This window comes from Paenibacillus lautus, from assembly GCF_050482385.1.
GTDB classification, from domain to species: domain Bacteria; phylum Bacillota; class Bacilli; order Paenibacillales; family Paenibacillaceae; genus Paenibacillus_AQ; species Paenibacillus_AQ lautus_B.
Genome location: NZ_JBCNHV010000003.1, coordinates 1 through 17,316 on the forward strand (window position 1 = coordinate 1; position 17,316 = coordinate 17,316).

The 17,316-nt window shown below is 49.8% G+C and carries 17 protein-coding genes; 10 read left to right on the forward strand and 7 right to left on the reverse strand.

The window, feature by feature from the left end:
- Positions 1 to 241: 241 nt before the first annotated feature.
- Entirely contained in the window at positions 242 to 1,006 is a 765-nt protein-coding gene (locus ABEW73_RS05510; RefSeq protein ID WP_430162275.1) for a DeoR/GlpR family DNA-binding transcription regulator, read from the reverse strand.
- A gap of 252 nt (positions 1,007 to 1,258) precedes the next feature.
- Between ABEW73_RS05510 and ABEW73_RS05515 the strand changes: the two genes are divergently transcribed.
- The 5 genes from ABEW73_RS05515 (at position 1,259) to phnX (ending at position 6,846) form a co-directional block, all read left to right on the forward strand.
- Positions 1,259 to 2,011 (forward strand): ABC transporter ATP-binding protein, encoded by a 753-nt coding sequence (locus ABEW73_RS05515; protein ID WP_098741400.1) that lies wholly within the window; start codon positions 1,259 to 1,261, stop codon positions 2,009 to 2,011.
- Entirely contained in the window at positions 2,004 to 3,620 is a 1,617-nt protein-coding gene (locus ABEW73_RS05520; RefSeq protein WP_430162277.1) for an ABC transporter permease subunit, read from the forward strand. Before ABEW73_RS05515 ends, ABEW73_RS05520 begins: the two co-directional genes overlap by 8 nt.
- Before the next feature lie 298 nt (positions 3,621 to 3,918).
- Entirely contained in the window at positions 3,919 to 4,914 is a 996-nt protein-coding gene (locus ABEW73_RS05525; protein WP_430162279.1) for an extracellular solute-binding protein, read from the forward strand.
- Between the two features lie 22 nt (positions 4,915 to 4,936).
- Entirely contained in the window at positions 4,937 to 6,031 is a 1,095-nt protein-coding gene (gene phnW, locus ABEW73_RS05530) for a 2-aminoethylphosphonate--pyruvate transaminase (RefSeq protein ID WP_430162281.1), read from the forward strand.
- Positions 6,028 to 6,846 (forward strand): phosphonoacetaldehyde hydrolase, encoded by an 819-nt coding sequence (gene phnX, locus ABEW73_RS05535; RefSeq protein ID WP_430162283.1) that lies wholly within the window; start codon positions 6,028 to 6,030, stop codon positions 6,844 to 6,846. Before phnW ends, phnX begins: the two co-directional genes overlap by 4 nt.
- 98 nt (positions 6,847 to 6,944) lie before the next feature.
- Here phnX and ABEW73_RS05540 read toward each other — a convergent pair whose 3' ends face one another.
- Entirely contained in the window at positions 6,945 to 7,892 is a 948-nt protein-coding gene (locus tag ABEW73_RS05540) for an alpha/beta hydrolase (RefSeq protein WP_430162285.1), read from the reverse strand.
- A gap of 210 nt (positions 7,893 to 8,102) precedes the next feature.
- Between ABEW73_RS05540 and ABEW73_RS05545 the strand changes: the two genes are divergently transcribed.
- Positions 8,103 to 8,546 carry a DUF3888 domain-containing protein gene (locus ABEW73_RS05545; RefSeq protein WP_430162287.1) on the forward strand — a complete coding sequence of 148 codons (444 nt, stop codon included), beginning with the start codon at positions 8,103 to 8,105 and terminating at the stop codon, positions 8,544 to 8,546.
- A gap of 143 nt (positions 8,547 to 8,689) precedes the next feature.
- Here the strand turns inward: ABEW73_RS05545 and ABEW73_RS05550 are convergent, their stop codons facing one another.
- On the reverse strand, positions 8,690 to 10,438 hold the full coding sequence (locus ABEW73_RS05550; RefSeq protein ID WP_430162289.1) for a M28 family peptidase: 1,749 nt from the start codon (positions 10,436 to 10,438) through the stop codon (positions 8,690 to 8,692).
- A gap of 167 nt (positions 10,439 to 10,605) precedes the next feature.
- The gene (locus ABEW73_RS05555; RefSeq protein ID WP_430162291.1) at positions 10,606 to 11,367 is read right to left on the reverse strand and encodes a kanamycin nucleotidyltransferase C-terminal domain-containing protein; all 762 of its coding nucleotides are present in this window, start codon (positions 11,365 to 11,367) and stop codon (positions 10,606 to 10,608) included.
- Positions 11,368 to 11,559: 192 nt separating this feature from the next.
- Here ABEW73_RS05555 and ABEW73_RS05560 point away from each other — a divergent pair, with 192 nt between their 5' ends.
- Positions 11,560 to 12,273 carry an SAM-dependent methyltransferase gene (locus ABEW73_RS05560; RefSeq protein ID WP_430162293.1) on the forward strand — a complete coding sequence of 238 codons (714 nt, stop codon included), beginning with the start codon at positions 11,560 to 11,562 and terminating at the stop codon, positions 12,271 to 12,273.
- A gap of 126 nt (positions 12,274 to 12,399) precedes the next feature.
- Here ABEW73_RS05560 and ABEW73_RS05565 read toward each other — a convergent pair whose 3' ends face one another.
- Together ABEW73_RS05565 and ABEW73_RS05570 are read right to left on the reverse strand one after the other, a co-directional pair.
- Positions 12,400 to 13,017, reverse strand: coding sequence for a GyrI-like domain-containing protein (locus ABEW73_RS05565; protein ID WP_430162295.1), 618 nt, complete (start codon positions 13,015 to 13,017; stop codon positions 12,400 to 12,402).
- A gap of 88 nt (positions 13,018 to 13,105) precedes the next feature.
- Complete coding sequence (locus ABEW73_RS05570; RefSeq protein WP_430162297.1) at positions 13,106 to 14,083, reverse strand: helix-turn-helix transcriptional regulator; 978 nt, start codon at positions 14,081 to 14,083, stop codon at positions 13,106 to 13,108.
- A 218-nt stretch (positions 14,084 to 14,301) separates the two neighbouring features.
- Here ABEW73_RS05570 and ABEW73_RS05575 point away from each other — a divergent pair, with 218 nt between their 5' ends.
- Both ABEW73_RS05575 and ABEW73_RS05580 read left to right on the forward strand, forming a co-directional pair.
- Complete coding sequence (locus ABEW73_RS05575; protein ID WP_430162299.1) at positions 14,302 to 14,904, forward strand: TetR family transcriptional regulator; 603 nt, start codon at positions 14,302 to 14,304, stop codon at positions 14,902 to 14,904.
- Between the two features lie 311 nt (positions 14,905 to 15,215).
- Positions 15,216 to 15,959 carry an SDR family oxidoreductase gene (locus tag ABEW73_RS05580; protein ID WP_430162301.1) on the forward strand — a complete coding sequence of 248 codons (744 nt, stop codon included), beginning with the start codon at positions 15,216 to 15,218 and terminating at the stop codon, positions 15,957 to 15,959.
- A 168-nt stretch (positions 15,960 to 16,127) separates the two neighbouring features.
- Here the strand turns inward: ABEW73_RS05580 and ABEW73_RS05585 are convergent, their stop codons facing one another.
- Positions 16,128 to 16,706: a TIGR00730 family Rossman fold protein gene (locus ABEW73_RS05585; RefSeq protein WP_430162303.1), complete on the reverse strand. Its 579-nt coding sequence runs from the start codon at positions 16,704 to 16,706 to the stop codon at positions 16,128 to 16,130.
- Between the two features lie 219 nt (positions 16,707 to 16,925).
- On the opposite strand from ABEW73_RS05585, the gene ABEW73_RS05590 reads away from it, so the two are divergent.
- Complete coding sequence (locus tag ABEW73_RS05590; protein ID WP_430162305.1) at positions 16,926 to 17,243, forward strand: MazG nucleotide pyrophosphohydrolase domain-containing protein; 318 nt, start codon at positions 16,926 to 16,928, stop codon at positions 17,241 to 17,243.
- Positions 17,244 to 17,316 lie beyond the last annotated feature (73 nt).

A 17,316-nucleotide genomic window follows, 5' to 3' on the forward strand; every position in this document is an offset into this window, starting at 1 on the left:
CATCGAATCTTGAATTCAGCCCGGCCTAAGTAGAAGCTTCCGAAGCATGTTTCCTGCGGAAACATTTCAGGTGCTCACGTACCCAAAACAGCAGATGCTTTCGAAGGCGTTTTCTGCGAAAACGTGTAGCTCCACTCCTGACGTCCCTAGCTTCATCCAACTGAAGCGTTTTGAAAAAACGCACATCGGAAGCAGTAGCTTCGGTGCTGAAAATCGACCTTTTTGAACACGCACTTTTATTCTATTCATCTGCAATCACAAGCGTTGTATTGGTTCTCTTGAATTTTGGAATGAAGCTTGCATGGAGGTTCGCATCGGTCACGATCGTATCGATTTTGTCGAGCGACGCGATGGAAATGGTGACATCTTTGCCGAACTTGGTGCTGTCCGCCATGACAACCACCTCTTTGGACAGCTCGATCATTTTTTTGCGCGTAATGGCTTCTTCCAGGTTATAGTCGGAGATGCCTTTTTCAATCGTAATGCCGCTGCAGCAGATGAAGGCTTTCAGCACATTCAGCTCGTGAAAGTTGAAGATGTATTCATACGCGACGACGGATTGTTCCTCCCGCCGGATTTTGCCGCCGATCATAATTAGCTCCACATCGCTGTCCATCAGCTCGATCGCAACCGGCAGCGAGTTGGTAACGACCGTCAGCTTCTTCTTATGCTTCACGTATTTGGCCATCTGATACGTGGTCGAGCCGCTGTCGATATAGATGCAATCGCCGTCATGAATGAATTCGCTGCATTTGCGGGCGATCCGGTCCTTCTCTTCCAACTGGCTGACCATGCGCTCGTCCATGGAGGATTCGCCGAACCGGGACTCCACGAGCTTAACCCCGCCATATATCTTCTCGATCCGCCCCTGCTTGGTCAGGGTGTTCAAATCCCGGCGCAGCGTATCCACCGAAACGTTCAGCTCTTCCGTTAGCTCCGTGATCTTCAGTACTTTTCGAATCGTAAGCAGCTCAAGTATTTTCTTCTGCCTCTCCAGTGGAAACATTCGCTCACCCATTCAATCTGCATTAGTAGTTGATGCCTGTATTCATGTCTAGTCTACCGATTCGTCCGGCCATGTTCAATAGAGTTACCTATATTATTCGTAAGTTAGGCATAAATTAGGGATTAATATGGTCAATAGTTGGTATTGATATATGAATGATATATGCAAAATTTACTTACATTTAACAGTTTCCATGATTCTTATTTACATATGGTTTCTATACTGAGGATGTGTTTAAAGGAGGTGAGCCGTTTGCTGAAGCTAGAGCATATTAGCAAACAATTCGACGATAAAGTGGTTTTGGATGACATCAACGTAGAAATCGGTTCGGGCGAAATCGTGTCACTGCTCGGTCCGAGCGGCAGCGGGAAGACCACATTACTGAATATTATTTTGGGACTCACCCGGATGGATCAGGGAAAAATCGTGTTCCATGACCAAGATCTGAGCAACGTACCGATGAAGAAGCGCGGGTTTAATATCGTTTTTCAGGATTATGCCTTATTCCCCAATCTGAATGCCTACGACAATATCGTATATGGCCTGCGCAACAAGAAGGGGAGCGTGAGTCAGCAGGAGGTACAGGAATATATCGACTTTCTGGAGCTTCAGCCTCATGTGAACAAGCGGATCGGCGAACTGTCAGGGGGGCAGAAGCAGAGAGTGGCTCTGGCCAGAACGCTGGTTACGAAACCGAAAATCCTGCTGCTCGATGAGCCGCTCAGCGCTCTGGACGGTGTGATCAAAGAGTCGATCAAGCAGCGGATTCAATCGATTGCCAGAGAGTTCAAACTGACCACGATTATTGTGACGCATGACCCGGAGGAGGCGCTGACGCTCTCGGACAAAATCCTGATTATCCATCAGGGGCAGATCGCCCAATTCGGCACACCCCAGGAGATTGTCCATCATCCGAGCAATGATTTTGTGAAGCAGTTTATTATCAAGCAGCTGCACATCAAAAGGCAGAACATCTACAATCTGTTCGGTGAGCAGTATGCATAACGTGAAACCGGAAATGCGGATCATCTTTACCGTCATCCTGTCATTGTTCGCCGTGTTTCTGTTCTTTCCGCTGCTCATCTTGTTGGTCCGTTCCTTCGAATCCGATCAAGGGTTTACCTTCGGGCATTATGTATCCATAGGATCGAATCGGGAATTCATCGCAGCGATTGGCAACAGTGTGAAGATATCGGGCATCACGGCGGTAATCACAACCGTCCTGGGGTTTATACTCGCATATTCCATTCATTGCACCAAAATATACCGGCCCGTCAAAGGCCTGCTGAAAACCGTCATCATCATCCCCATGCTGCTCCCGACCATTACATATGGGTTCGCCATTATGTATTCGTTCGGTAATCAGGGATTGATCACCCGGCTTGCCGGGCGCAACTTGTTTGAAATCTACGGATGGAACGGTCTGCTCATAGGCTACGTCATTTACACGCTGCCTCCAGTATTCCTGTTGATCCATAACGCGTTTAAATATATTGATAAAAAATTCATCATCGTCTCCAAGTTAATGGGTGACGGAACGATGAGAAGTTTCCTGAATACGATTTTGCGTCCCTTGGCCGGAGCGCTTGGCGGAGCCTTTGTGCTTTCCTTTATCTTAAGCTTTACGGATTTTGGGATTCCGGCTTCCGTTGGCGGTACCTATCCGGTCGTGGCAACGCAGCTGTATCAGGTGATGCTGGGCTCCATTCCGGACTTCAAACAAGGCGCCGTCATTGCGGTGATGATGCTGATTCCCGCCGTGTTCGGCATCTGGCTGCTGAATTACTTGGAAAAATGGAATTTCCATTATGACAAGCTGTCGGATATCGAGCTGCCACGGCAGCGCGTTCGCGATATCGCCTTTGGTGTGATGTCATCGATCATCGTGCTTGGCATGCTTTCCGTTTTTGCCGTGATGTTCATTGCGCCATGGCTGAGCAGTTACCCCTATGACCTGACGTTTACGCTTAAGCATGTACGGGACGTCGTTCAATCGAGTGATTTAACGGGGGTATACCGAAACTCTCTCTGGGTCGCCTTCTTGACGGCGCTGTTCGGCACCTTGATGGCATACGGATCAGCACTGCTGAATGTGCGTACATCGTTAAAAGCCCGATCTACGGTGGATATGGTATCGATGATCACGAATACGGTGCCTGGCATGGTGCTGGGGATATCCTACCTGCTCTTCTTTAATGGAAGCAGTTTGAAAGGAACCTTCATTATTATCGTTCTGTGCAATATCGTTCATTTCTTTACGACGCCGTATCTGATGGCCAAGAACTCCCTGACCAAGATGAATTCTTCTTGGGAAACCACGGGGGAACTGCTAGGTGACAGCTGGTTCAAGACCGTTTATCGGGTGATCCTGCCCAACTCGGCTTCAACCGTCATTGAGATGTTCAGCTACTATTTCATCAACGCCATGGTGACGATCAGCGGCATCATCTTTCTCGTATCCGCCCAGACGTCGCTCGTAGCCAGCAAGATCAAGGAGCTGCAGCATTTCGCTAAGTTTAACGAGATTTTCGTGCTGTCGATGCTGATCTTCTTCACGAATCTGATTGTCAAGCTGGTTTGCGACGCATTGCAGAGGAGAACGGCTCAGCGCTAAAGCTGCCCCATTACGTTCATGTCCGCTGCGATGCCGGATCGTATTTCCGATCGCTGTTGTCCTCGAACGAATAGAGTGGCTGTGAACATCTTACGAAGACACCCAGCGGAGAGGACGTATCGTACTGGAGAAGCGAATGCGTTCGCCTTTGTCTGCGGATTTCTACAATGGATTCATACCAATCAGAAGAAATCTGAAGACAACAGCGATCGGAGGTACAATACGGTATCACAGCGGGCATCAAGCACAGTAACTTATTTATTCAATACAAATAAAAAAACAAGGAGTGGAGTTAATCATGATGAAGACGCTTAAGGGAATGCTGCTGTCATTGATCGCAATCAGTATGGTGTTTGCTCTGGCCGCTTGCGGCAGCGGAAGCGCGGGGGAAGCGAAGAAGGTGGTCATCTACACCAACGGGGATGAAGAGGCCGTCGCCGCAATGGAAACCTCGTTGAAGAACGCCGGATACGAAGGAAAGTATCTCGTGCAATCCCTGGGAACATCCGAACTTGGCGGCAAACTGATGGCTGAGGGGAACAAAATCGAGGCTGATCTCATCACGATGAGCTCGTACTTTATCGAAAGCTCGCAGACCAAGCATTCCATGTTTAAGGATTTGGCTTTTGATACAGGCGCTGTCGGAACTTATCCGAAATACTATACGCCGATTCTGGCGAATACCGGCTCTATCTTCGTGAATACACAAGTGCTGAAAGACAAAGGCTTGCCAATGCCAACCTCCATCACTGATCTGACCAAACCGGAATTCAGCGGACTTGTATCGATTCCGAACATTATGGATTCCTCCACCGGTTGGCTGCTGGTTCAGGCGATTATCAACCAATACGGCGAAGATGCGGGACGTAAAGTGCTCCATGACCTGATCGCTAATGTGGGACCGCATCTGGAGAGCTCGGGTTCTGGTCCGATCAAGAAAGTGCAGGCTGGAGAAGTGGCTGCGGGCTTCGGACTCCGCCATCAGGCGGTAGCGGCCAAAGCTGACGGTGCACCGATCGATTACGTGGATCCGGTTGAAGGAAACTTCTCGCTGACCGAGTCGGTTGCGGTGGTGGACAAGAAGAATGCCACGACGGATTTAGCGTTGAAAATGGCCGAGACCATCGTGAAGGATGCCAGAAAAGACCTGATCGTGAACTATCCGGTGGCCCTATACGAAGGGGAGACCGTGGATGAAGTCAACAAACCTGCCTACTCGATGACCTTCGAGAAGCCACTGACCGTGGAGCTGCTGGAAAAGCACCAGCAATTCTTCAACGGATCTAAAGAATAAGCCAGCATAGGAGCGATGCGAAATGAATACCTATAAGCTTTTGACACCAGGACCTTTGACGACAACCAAGACGGTAAAAGAGGAGATGCTCTTTGACCGCTGTACATGGGATGATGAGTATAAATCGATTACGCAAAAAATCAGGTCGCAGCTCCTGGCGCTCGCCGGGGCCGATGCGGCACAATACACAGCCGTGCTGATGCAGGGAAGCGGAACGTTTGCCGTCGAAGCGGTGATGACATCCACCATATCGAATGACGATAAAGTGCTGATCGTAACGAACGGCGCTTATGGTGAGCGGATCGTCAAAATGGCAAAGTATATCGGATTGAATTACGTGGAGTACCAAGTGAATTACGATGAACATCCAAGCGAGGATGAACTGCGAGCCATACTGCATAAGGATGAGCACATTACGCATATCGCGATGGTACATTGCGAGACGACAACCGGGATTCTGAATCCGCTGGAGATGGTCTCGTCGTTGTCCAGAGAATATGGCAAAACCCTCATTATCGATGCGATGAGCAGCTTTGGCGGCATGGAAATCGATGTTCAGGGACTTGGCATCGATTATCTGATCAGCAGTGCGAATAAATGCATTCAGGGCGTTCCGGGGTTTGGATTCGTAATCGCCAAGCTGGACAAGCTGGTAGCCTGCGAAGGGATTGCCCGCAGCTTGGCGCTCGATTTGTATGATCAGTGGAAAGGCATGGATCAGGACGGAAAATGGCGATATACTTCGCCGACCCATGTCGTGGCCGCCTTCTCCAAAGCGTTGGATGAGCTGAACGAAGAAGGCGGTGTATCAGCGAGATTCAGCCGTTACCGGAATAACAATCGCCTGTTGCGAGAGAGATTGGCGCAGATCGGCATCCAGGCTTATATTACCGATGACAAGCAATCTCCGATCATCACCACATTCTTATTCCCGAGTGAAGGGTTTAGTTTCGAGCACTTTTACGCTTATATTAAAGAAAGAGGCTATGTGATATATCCCGGCAAGCTGACCGACGTGGATACTTTCCGCATTGGAAATATTGGAGAAATCTATGGGCAGGATATCGAGCAGTTATGTCATATCATCGAAGAGTATAGGGGAGTGATGGCACAATGAACCGAATTGAAGGCGTTATATTGGACTGGGCCGGAACGGCTGTGGATTTTGGATGCTTTGCACCTGTGAACGTGTTTGTCGATATTTTTAAGAATGCGGGCATTGAAGTGACGATGGATGAAGCCAGAGCGCCGATGGGGATGCTGAAGATCGATCATATTCGTGCGATGCTGTCCATGCCGAGAGTGTCGGCGCTGTGGGAAGCGAAGTACGGAAAATCTTTCGATGAGCAGGACGTGGAGCGGCTGTATGCAGAATTCGAGCCGGCCTTGATGGCTTCCTTATCCGAGTACACGGACCCGATTCCGGGTGTTATTGAGACGGTTGAGGCATTGAAGAGTCAAGGCTTGAAGATCGGTTCCACAACAGGTTATACGAGCAGCATGATGGAGGTCGTGGTCGCCAATGCCCGGCAAAAGGGCTACAGCCCGGATGTTTATTTCACGCCAGATGACACACACTCCCAAGGAAGACCTTATCCGTTCATGATTTATCGGAATATGGAGTCTCTCCGGTTATCGGCTTCCTGGAAAGTCGTTAAGGTGGGGGATACCGTCTCGGACGTGAAGGAAGGCGTGAACGCAGGCGTATGGTCGGTTGGCGTTATCATTGGCAGTTCGGAAATGGGCCTGAGTGCAGAAGAGTTCAATGCGCTGTCAGAATCGGACCGGGAAGCCGCGATCTCGAAAACCGAACAGACGTTTATCCGAAACGGGGCGGATTTTACGATTCGGACGATGAACGAGCTGCCGCAGTTAATCGAGAGAATTAACGACATGCTGGCTGAGGGACAAAGACCGGGGATTCAACGCTAGGAAACCATTGAGGTCTATCAATATGCGGGTGAAGAGGTTTCCACTCACCTCGCTAAAAAAGAGCAGTCCGCATGGACTGCTCTTTTTCTTCATTTCACTTATTGCACGTACGTGCCAATAAACTCCGTTACTTCGCGGTCATATCCCTCGGGGTCGAATTGGCGCGCCATGCCGTGGCCTGCTTCGGGGACGATGAACAGCTTCTTTTGCTCCGGACCATTCTCGTACAGCTCATACACCATCTCGGTAGGTACGAATAAATCGCCGCCGCCATGAATGAACAGCATCGGGGTCTTGGATTTCTTGACCTGCTCTAATGCGGATGCTTCACCGAAGGAGTATCCGGCGCGGATCTTGGTCAACAGGCTTGTGGATTGAAGCAGCGGGAAGGACGGAAGCTTATACATGCGCTTCAGCTGATAGGTCAGCTCATCCGTGACCGAGGTATACCCGCAGTCCTCGACAATGGCTTTTACCTGAGAAGGGAGCTCTTCGCCGCTGGTCATCATGACCGTTGCACCGCCCATGGATACGCCATGAAGGACGACTTGAGCATCTTCGCCTGTATGCCCAATGACTTGATCAATCCATTTCAGATAATCCTTGCGCTCCGGCCAGCCGAAGCCGATGTAATCGCCCTCGCTTCGTCCGTGACCTCGCGCGTCGGGTAGAAGCACGTTATAACCCAGATCCTCATGGTACCATTGGGCGAATTCGCTCATCAGCTCGGAATGACCGGAGTAGCCGTGCGCAATGATGACGGTTTTACCCGTCGATACCTTGGCAGGTAGATAGTAAGCATGCAGCTTCAGACCGTCGTCTGAAGTAAGGTTCCATTCCTCTAAGCTCTGCTGGGCCCACCATTCCTTGCTGTCCGCAAAGGGGTTGTCGATATTCGAGTTGGCTTCCAGGTCTGGGTTGCCGTTCAGAAAGCCCTTGTCGGCCCGGGCAATAGCGACATTATAGAAGTAGAAGCTTGCTGCGATAATAATGACAACCAGTAGTGCGATGATAGCTGCTGACATGATCATAATCCTTTTTTTCATATTGATGGTTAGCCTCCCCGTATCATGGAACACGATGAATGTGACAAGGAAGGCATATGCCGATGCGATATCGTTCCTTCCACCTATCATATCGCACGTCCTCTGATTAATCTATATTGCGGATCACGTTCGTTTCGCGGGTATTACATCGATCCTATCGGTTGGGGTAGCCTAAAAATAAAGAGCTGCAGCAGGAGGCGAGAGAGAAATATGCACAAACGCTTCATCAGTCTAATGCTTGCCGTCGTTACGGTTATCGGTTTACCGCTGCCGTCCTATGCCGAGGGGACCTATTCTTCACCGAAGAAGGATAGTGCGCAACTGCAATATCAGGATATGCTGATGCTATTTCTGCTTCCTCATATCGATGAGGCGGTTCGCGGGCATTATATCCATACGTTGAAGGAGCAGCCGTTTGTCTATCCCTATTTTGTAGATGTGACCGGAGTGAAGAGGGTGAACGGATTCCGCGGTTTTCATTTCATCATTACGCTTGAGGCCAGCCCGACGGTCGGTCCCCATATTGCGGTGGGAAAGGACCGGTTTGTGTTTGAAGTGGCACCGACGATTCCCGGCGGTATGGTCAAGCTGGTGGAATACAAACATCTGGAGACGTATGAACTGCCCGCGCATTGGCAAGATATCGTGAAGTAACAGCGGCGAAACCGATCCAATGTCACGTCAAAAAAACAAGCAAACGCAGTTCGCGCGTTTGCTTGTTTGGCATGGGTATAACGGTGTGTTTATCGGGTGTCACACCCTCAAGCATTGAGCCGCAGGCAGGGTGCCTGCAATGATTACCGCATCTCGTAAATCGGTCGATCCGGTCCAGGATCGGCCAGGATCCAGCCGATGGCGAGCAGAACGACGATGGCGATGAAGGCAGCCGGCAGTACCCATTTCCAGGCATAGGCGAGCATTCGTACAGCCGGGGACATCATGGCAAGTATCAGCCCGATCAGTACAACGCTGAATAGGTGAATCCCTGGCGGCAGCATGAGGAACACAATATGAAAGACCGAAGTGAATATCAGAACAGGGATAAGGGACGTTCCCAGTACAACAGCCGGATGGTTTAAGGATTCGATTGGGTCCCGGGTAAATGCCGCCCATGTCAATGCCGCGAACTGGACCAGCAGCGGAATCGCAAATAAATAGCTTGCGCCCGGCAGGAAACAGGTTGAACCGACAAGCAGCAGCAGGAACAGGAATGCGCCCGCCAGCAGCATCTCCAATTCATTCACTTTCCGCACGATCCAGCGGGTGAGCGCAACATGAATGATGAAGGTTACCAGTATGAAGCTGACACTGTACAGAAGCGAATCATAGGTTGCGCCTGAGGGCTGCGTCATTTTGCCGGCCCATAACGCATCAATGAGCGACCACAAACCAAAGCTTAGCGCTGCCGAGAGCACGACGGCCAGAATCGGGGTTAGCAAGCTAATCAAACTTCCCCTAAGGGAGAGTCTAGAGATGCGGGCATACAATACCGCGAAAGCCAGCCCTATCGCTGCGAACACCACGGTGATCGGGATCGCCCATTTTGCAGGGTAATGAACCAGCAGGCCAAATAAATTGAAATAAATACGGTCGTCTGTTGAAGTCAGGTCAGTCAAGTCGAGATTGCCAAAATGCTTGGCCACGGCGAGTGCATTCTCGCCTTGATGCTGCATGGTTTCAAGGGAGACGTTCTCCGTGTTGTCCATCGGGGTATGATAGGCTACCCACCCATCGCCATAGGCAAAGTTCAGTCCCGGGAGACCATGCTTCAGCGCCACCGTCAGATCGGTATCGTTCGGCAGTTGTTTGTAGAGGTCCACCAAGAGCGAGTTGCTGACTGGATTGGGTACGGCCCGGGCATATTCTTCAATGATCCGACTATTGCTGTCGCTGGTCTGGAACATGAGGGAGGAGCCTTTAGATCCTCGGGCTTCAAAATTCGCAATCATGCCAACCTCACGATGCTGTGGGTCACGGAAGAACACTTCAGCCCCCAGCAGGCCGTTCTCCTCCCCGTCTGTCAGCAGAATCCATATGTCATTCTGCGGTGGAGGTCCGGCTTGTATCGCTCTTGTCGTCTCCAGCAATGAAGCTACGCTTACCGAAGCATCATTCGCTCCGGGTCCGGTAGGGACCGAGTCATAATGGGACATAAGCAGAAGCGGTTTGCCCGATCCGGTGCCTTTCATGATGCCCAAAATGTTCGTTAGCTTAGTATCGGTGTCGCTGTTCTGGGTTTTCAGGCGATAATTAAATTCTTGAACGTCCGGGTTCAAGCCGAGCAACTTCATCTGTTCCACCAAGTAAGCTCTGACTTCCGCATTGGCAGGCGAACCCATCGGATGGGGCTGCTGTGCGATTTGCTCGACATGCGTCATCGCGCGTTCGGCAGAGAATTCGGTTGCGGGTGTATCGATGCTACTGGCCTGCGGCGGCTTCTCGAACCACAGCATGAGGGAGATAAAGAGTATGACGGTGAGGATGGTTGTAAGCGGCAGCCAATAAGGAGGTTTATAGTCCGGCGGTCTACTCAATTGAATTTGCATGATAAATACTCACTTCCTTTATGATCATTCAGGCGTTTCGTAAAGCGATCTTTCATCGTATGTAAGAAACGTGCTCTTACACAGCGTAGTTCCAGAATATGACATGTGTCAATATAAGATTGAGAATGATCAGCTTTTCATGCATAAACACAAAGCAAGAGCCTCCATCAGAATGGAAGCTCTTTAGATTTATATTCAATATTCATTGTTTCATACCATGCGTTCAGTCCGGTCCAGAGCTGTTCACAAAGCTCATATACATGATCGATCTGGAGAAGCTGACCCCGCATGACCAATTGCGCCAGTTCATCGTATCCGGAAGGCCTGGATTTCAGGGACAGTGATTCCTCCAATGTCTTGGCTCTTGTATTGTAAAATGTTCGGTTGGCAAGTCCAATCAGCTTGGCCGTCTGCCAGGTCAGATCCTTGGCGCCAAGCGGGAGGTAGCTAAAGTTACCGGATTGGACGTTGTTTCGTATTTTGCCCATCGTTTCGTAGGGTTCCCAGATCATGAATCCTCGCATCGTTTCTTTGATGGCTTCGTCTGAAACCTGGAGGGGCAGCTTCCGAATCTCAGCGAGCAGGTTCGCCGGATCGTAGATTTCCTGTAGATGGACATAAGCGCCGGCTGTAATCGCCCATGAGTCGTCCACAGACGCGGCAGCCTTCAGTATGTCCTGTTTTTGTTCCATACCGATTTCGATTTTGAAAGGGGGGTATATGAATTCGTGTCCGGTCAGGGAGACTCCGTCTTGTGTAACAACTTGAAGTTCAATGTCCGAGTAAGGGCCATCAATCCCTTGCGCGATTGAGCCGTACAGGCCAATGGCTAGAATGTCATCGCCGTGCAAGTGAAGCAGCCGGTTTTTGATTTGATGAATGATGTTCATTTTCTCTTCTCTGGTCGTAGCCGCAGGATAAGGCAACATAAGGAAATCCCCTCCGAAATAAGTTAGTTACCCATATTATAATATAACTGTTGAAAGCGGAGTGGAGTTTGGGATTCTGTGAATAAATATAAGGGCTACCCGGCATTCCACCATATGGTAATATATACTTGCGGATGTGGGGAGTAGTTGTGTCGCACCCACACCCACAATAAGTAGCTGAGGTGAGAAGAGATGAGTAGAGCTGAGCAGAGTCAAGGCAAGACCAAACAGGAATTGGACCGGGTTGTATTTATTGGCCGTACGTTTGAAGAGTACACGTATATGTTTGATTTGGAAATGTCAGAGCTTACCGGCAAAAGCATATTGGATTGCCCCTCCGGAGCGTGTTCGTTCACCGCTTACGGTTCGAAGCATGGTCTTGATATTACGGCCAGTGATATTGCCTATGATCACAAGCCGGATGACCTGGAGGCCAAGGGACTGCAGGATATCGGGCATGCGATGGAAACGATGGAGCAGGCGAAGAGTAATTATGTTTGGGACTATTACGGAGATGTGCAGGGACTTCGTCGGCATCGCGAGCAAGCGCTCCGCGATTGCGTCCAGGATATGAGGGAGTTTCCAGAACGCTATGTCGCTGCAGTACTGCCTGAGCTTCCTTTTGCTAACGAACAGTTTCACCTGGTGCTGTCCGCCCATTTTCTGTTTATGTACAGTGACCGATTGGATTATGACTTTCATGTCCAGGCGATTCGGGAGCTGCTGAGGGTTGCCTCGGAGGAGGTACGCATTTTTCCATTGACCGATTTAGCGGGGAGTCGATACGCCCACCTGGATCGTTTGACTCAGGAGCTGGAGGCAGAAGGCTTTCGGGTAACGGAAATCAAGGTGCCCTATGAGTTTATGAAGAATGGGAACTCTCTGCTAAGCATTCGTAAGAGATAGACAGACGTATAAAATTAAGATATAGAATGAGTGTAAACTAAGGGAGGGAGCCGGCAATCAGCTAAGCTCCCTCTTTTGGTTGGGAGGGTTTTTGCAGAGAGGACGTGCTCTAATCCTCTATTCGTTCTAATTCTCCTGTCTTACAGGAGCACGGAGAATCGTTTTCATGGAGGCGGAGGCTGCCTTTCGTGGATCGGACAAATAAATCTCATGATGCAGCCCGTCCTGTACGTAATGATGCTGTTTCATGTAGGCATACATTTTCGCCAGCGTATCAGGCTCTGTGCTGTAGGGACCGATATGCATGATTTGGATGCATAATCCCTCATGGATCGTTTCCAATACCACTTGCTGAATGGGCTCCAGATGATTTTTCTTGGAGAAGGCTTTGTTCCGCGCGGAATCTACAATTTCCGGGGTGACGAACGCCGGCATCCGAATAAGCAGCTTCCAATGCCATTCCTCTTTCGGAACATCCAAACCATACCGATCCGAGTTAACCCACCATTGTCCTTCAAGTTTAGGAACCGTAAAATCCTGAATTTCCGCCTTGCAATGTCCCTTAACGCCATAGGCAACCGTATACAGCGCCTCGGTAGCATCCTCGAACATGGAGCTTTCGGGCGCACCTTGACCTTCGAATGACAGATAGAGCAAGGGGTCGAACTGCACAAGCTCAGGGGTGTCCCCGGCTGTGTAATAGGTTTTATCGCTTTTGGCTAGATCGAGCTTAGGAAGCGTCATACGTAAATCTCTCCTTTTTGGTCATGATTTATGGCTATCATATACCAACTTCACTGACTTCATAGGAGTCAGTGAAGTTATCGAAGGATCAATTCTCGTAATATGCGGCCAGGTCTCGGGCCGTCTCGGAGAGAACGGTTCGCAGCTGCTTAGGCTCAAGTACGTTGATCCCTTTGCCAAAAGAAAGCAGCAGATATGGCATGTATTGCAGCATCCAATCCGGTTGCATACGGAACTCGGCTTCATCGTCGGTTCTTCTTGTGACAAGATAAGGCTGCAGGAACCACTGGTTGCATATCGCGTCCAGGATCTCGGTGTGACCTTGAAGGCGAACGGTTACCAACGTCGGTTCCTTCGCCTTCGTATTCTGATCCTGATACTCATGAATACGGCTCATGTAGTCATGTACCGAGAAATGCTCCGGCATTTCAAATGTGCGGCCTGTTAACGATAGGTTATTCATTCGGTCTGCTCGGAATACACGGAGGGCCTCCCGTTGATGGCAATAGGCAATCAAATACCATTTGCCGAGCCGGTAGATCAGCCCATAGGGATCAATGCGGCGCTCCTCCGCGGAGCCGCTGAAGGACTTCGCATATTGAAGGATCAGGGTTTCCCGACTGGCAATGGCTTGTTCTAACTCGCGTAACATGGGGTGAAGCAAGGCACTCTGTGATGGCGAGGGGATATGGATGCTGCCGACATGACGCCTCAAGTCTTCCAATTGGGATTCCTGAAGACGGTGTTCAATTTTAGTTCGTGCTTTTTCAAGAGCATCCGTAAACGGATAGTCCGCTTGCCGGGCAAGAAGCACACTGTGTTCCATGGCTTTAAGCTCGGTTAGTTCGAAGAACAGCGGCACGCTTAAAAAAGAATCGGGCAGCCTGAACCCCCCGCCATGCCCGGATTCGGATATGATGGGGACCCCGCTCATACCGAGCGTGTCGATGTATCGGTAAACCGTTCGGACACTTAGCTCAAGTCTCTCCGCCAATTGCTCGGCTGTCATTTTTTTATGTGATCGAAGCAGCCATATTATGGATAACAAATAGTCCAGCTTAGCCATGGACAGCACTCGCTTTCTTCATGTTATTTAGGTTAAATCCGGATCAATGAAGCTATTATAACAATCCATGAGGGGGTGTGATCAAGGGGATAAAGTGGGGATTCCAGGTATAACAAATAACAAAAGTTCAATATTGATAATGAATGATGGTTTGTTATAATGTGTTCAACAGAGAGGGGGCGTGAAGATGGGCATTAGGGCTATAATGGAAAGCCCCAGTGCTCATTGAATCTATGTCACATGAACAGCCATTAACGAAAGAAGCCATATTGGACGCTGCCGAGCAGACGCTTCGGCGCTATGGCCCCGACAAGACCTCGGTTGTCGATGTTGCGAAGGCGCTTCAAGTGAGCCATGGATCTCTATACCGGCATTTTCCCAGCAAGGCCGCTCTGAGAGAAGCTGTAACGGAACGGTGGCTGCAGCGGATTGCGGATCCGTTACAGAAGATTGCAGACGGAACGGAAGGGAGCGCCACCGATCGCTTGCGGTTATGGACGGATACCCTCATCCGGGCCAAACGGGCTTATGTCCTCGAGGATCCCGAGATGTTTGCCATGTATACAACCGTGACGCTGGAAGCCGTCAAGGTGATTGATACGCATGTGAAGCTGTTAATCGGGCAGATTGCCCAGATCATCGATCATGGGATGCATGCCGGTGAATTTAAGCCCGGTCAGTCGGAGTCGGTGGCAAAAGCCTTTTTCATGGCAACGTCCCTGTTCCACCATCCGGCGCATGCCTCTCAGTGGACCTCGAAGGAGATTGAAGCCGATTTTGACTCGGTGTGGGCGCTATTGTTATCTGGAATCACGAAATAGTTAACAGGCTAGAATCATAGCAAGAGGGAATAAGGATGTGCTCGAGTCCGCCGTTATACGACACCACATAGCACGTCGGGATCTAGCGCGGTGAGATCACCCCTACGTTAAAATGATGCTATTCTTGGCGATACTCGCATGGGATAGCGTCTTTTTTATTCTCATTCCATTACAAATGACAAAAATATAAAATTGTCATTTGTAATTTGTTATGAGGAGACATATAATCAAATTACAAAAAAGACGTACAGATCAGAGGATCCATCTGATGTGATATTCGTGCACCTATTTCCAATGTGGGGGGTTGTATCATGACAAAGAGTTTATCGGGCAAGGTAGCTATTGTAACGGGGGCATCAAGAGGCATCGGGCGTGAAATGGCGGAGAGGCTTGCGGAGAACGGGGCTAAGGTGGTTGTAAACTATGCGAGCAGCCCCGCTAAAGCTGAGGAAGTGGTGAGCGCCATTAAGCAAGGCGGCGGCGAAGCTCGGGCCATTCAAGCCGATATAAGTCAGGTAGCAGCTATTGAACGACTGTTTAGTGAAACGATCGAGGCTTATGGCGGAATCGATATTCTCGTGAACAATGCCGGAATCATGACAACCAAGCCGATTGCGGCCATGACGGAGGAAGATTTCGATCAGCAGTTTGCGATCAACGTGAAGGGGACTTATTTCGCGATCCAGCAGGCTTTTCACCTTATGAATTCGGGCGGCCGCATTATCAATTTCTCGACGTCGGTAGCTGGACAGATGTTCCCGGCATACAGCGTATATGCAGGCACGAAGGGCGCTGTGGAGCAATTTACGCGTCAGTTAGCCAAAGAATTCGGGCCCAAAGGAATTACAATTAACGCGGTGGCGCCGGGGCCGATTAATACGGAACTCTTTACCGTAGGTAAGTCGGAGGAACAGATTGCGGGGATCGTGAGCATGAACTCCTTCGGACGCCTAGGCGAACCGGATGATATTGCAAGGGTCGTGCTGTTTCTCGCAAGTGAAGAATCGAAATGGATCACAGGTCAAACGCTCCGCGTGAACGGCGGGTTTGTATAATATCACCACCATCGCTATTGTAAGATAAAAAGGCACCGGGAGTCCGGTGCCTTTCCTTGCGAATACGGTAGATCCGTGGTAGAGAGTCTTAAATACGCATTATCCTACTTGTGGGTACAAGACTTCCCTTGAATGTGGGGAATGATCGCTATTCTCCGTAAGCGCCCCTTAATCCAGGTCCTTCCACTTCAAGTCCAGCGTCGGAGGCGTGTAGCTATCCATGAGCTCAAGCAGCTTGAGCGGGTCATCGGAGATGTTGATCAGGTTTAAGTGGGAGGCATTGGAGAAACCTTCCGTGATACTGTACTGAATCAGCTTCATGAACGGTTCATAATACTCCCGGACATTCAGCAGTCCGATTGGTTTCTGATGAATTCCGATTTGCGACCAGCACAATACCTCGAACAATTCTTCAAAGGTTCCAAAACCGCCCGGCATGGCGATAAACCCGTCGGACAGTTTCGACATCGTCGCTTTGCGCTCATGCATATCCGCTACTTCAATGAGCTGGGTCAGCTCGGTATGTACAATCTCACCTTTAAACAGCCCGCTCGGCATCACACCGATAACTTCACCGCCATGCTGAAGAACGGCGTTAGCTACTTCACCCATCAATCCGATTTTGGAGCCGCCGTATACGAGTTTGTATTGGTTGTGGGCAATGTGTCTGCCGAGCTCGGCAGCTTTCGCTTGATAGTCTGGGTGTTCTCCCATGTTCGATCCTGCAAATACACATATAGATTTCAATTCGCACACTCCTTGACAAGATGTTGATATTTCATTCGAGTAATTATACTATATATAGTGATTTGTGTCATGGCATCGATGAACTATATTGTTAATGATCATCAGATGGCACCCTCTTATCTTATGGCGTACATGTTAGCATTATCATGAGTTTGTTCTTGAATTATGTAAAAAAATAATGGTTAAGTCATCCCAGGGAATTGCGGAGGTAGGACAAGCATGGATATGAATGAAGCGCAGCAATGGATTAAACAGTTTTACGGGGAGCGAGGCTGGACCGAGTACGGGCCCTTTATTCGGGTTGGCTTTTTGATGGAGGAGACAGGGGAAACGGCGCGTGCCGTCCGCGCTTATGAGATCGGCAGGGACCGCCCCGACGAGGAGGTTCAATCCAGAGAACAGCTCAAGCAGGATTTGGTGGAGGAGATCGGCGACGTGCTCGGCAACATTTCTCTGTTGGCGGATCTTTATGGCATTTCGCTGGAAGAAGCATTTACGGCCCATCAGCAGAAGCTGTTGAAGCGGTTTGGTTCTTAATGTTGATACGCTAGAGCCTGTTTTGCATCCAATTGACGAGGCTGCCCCAGGAACGGTTCATGGTCGAAGGGGC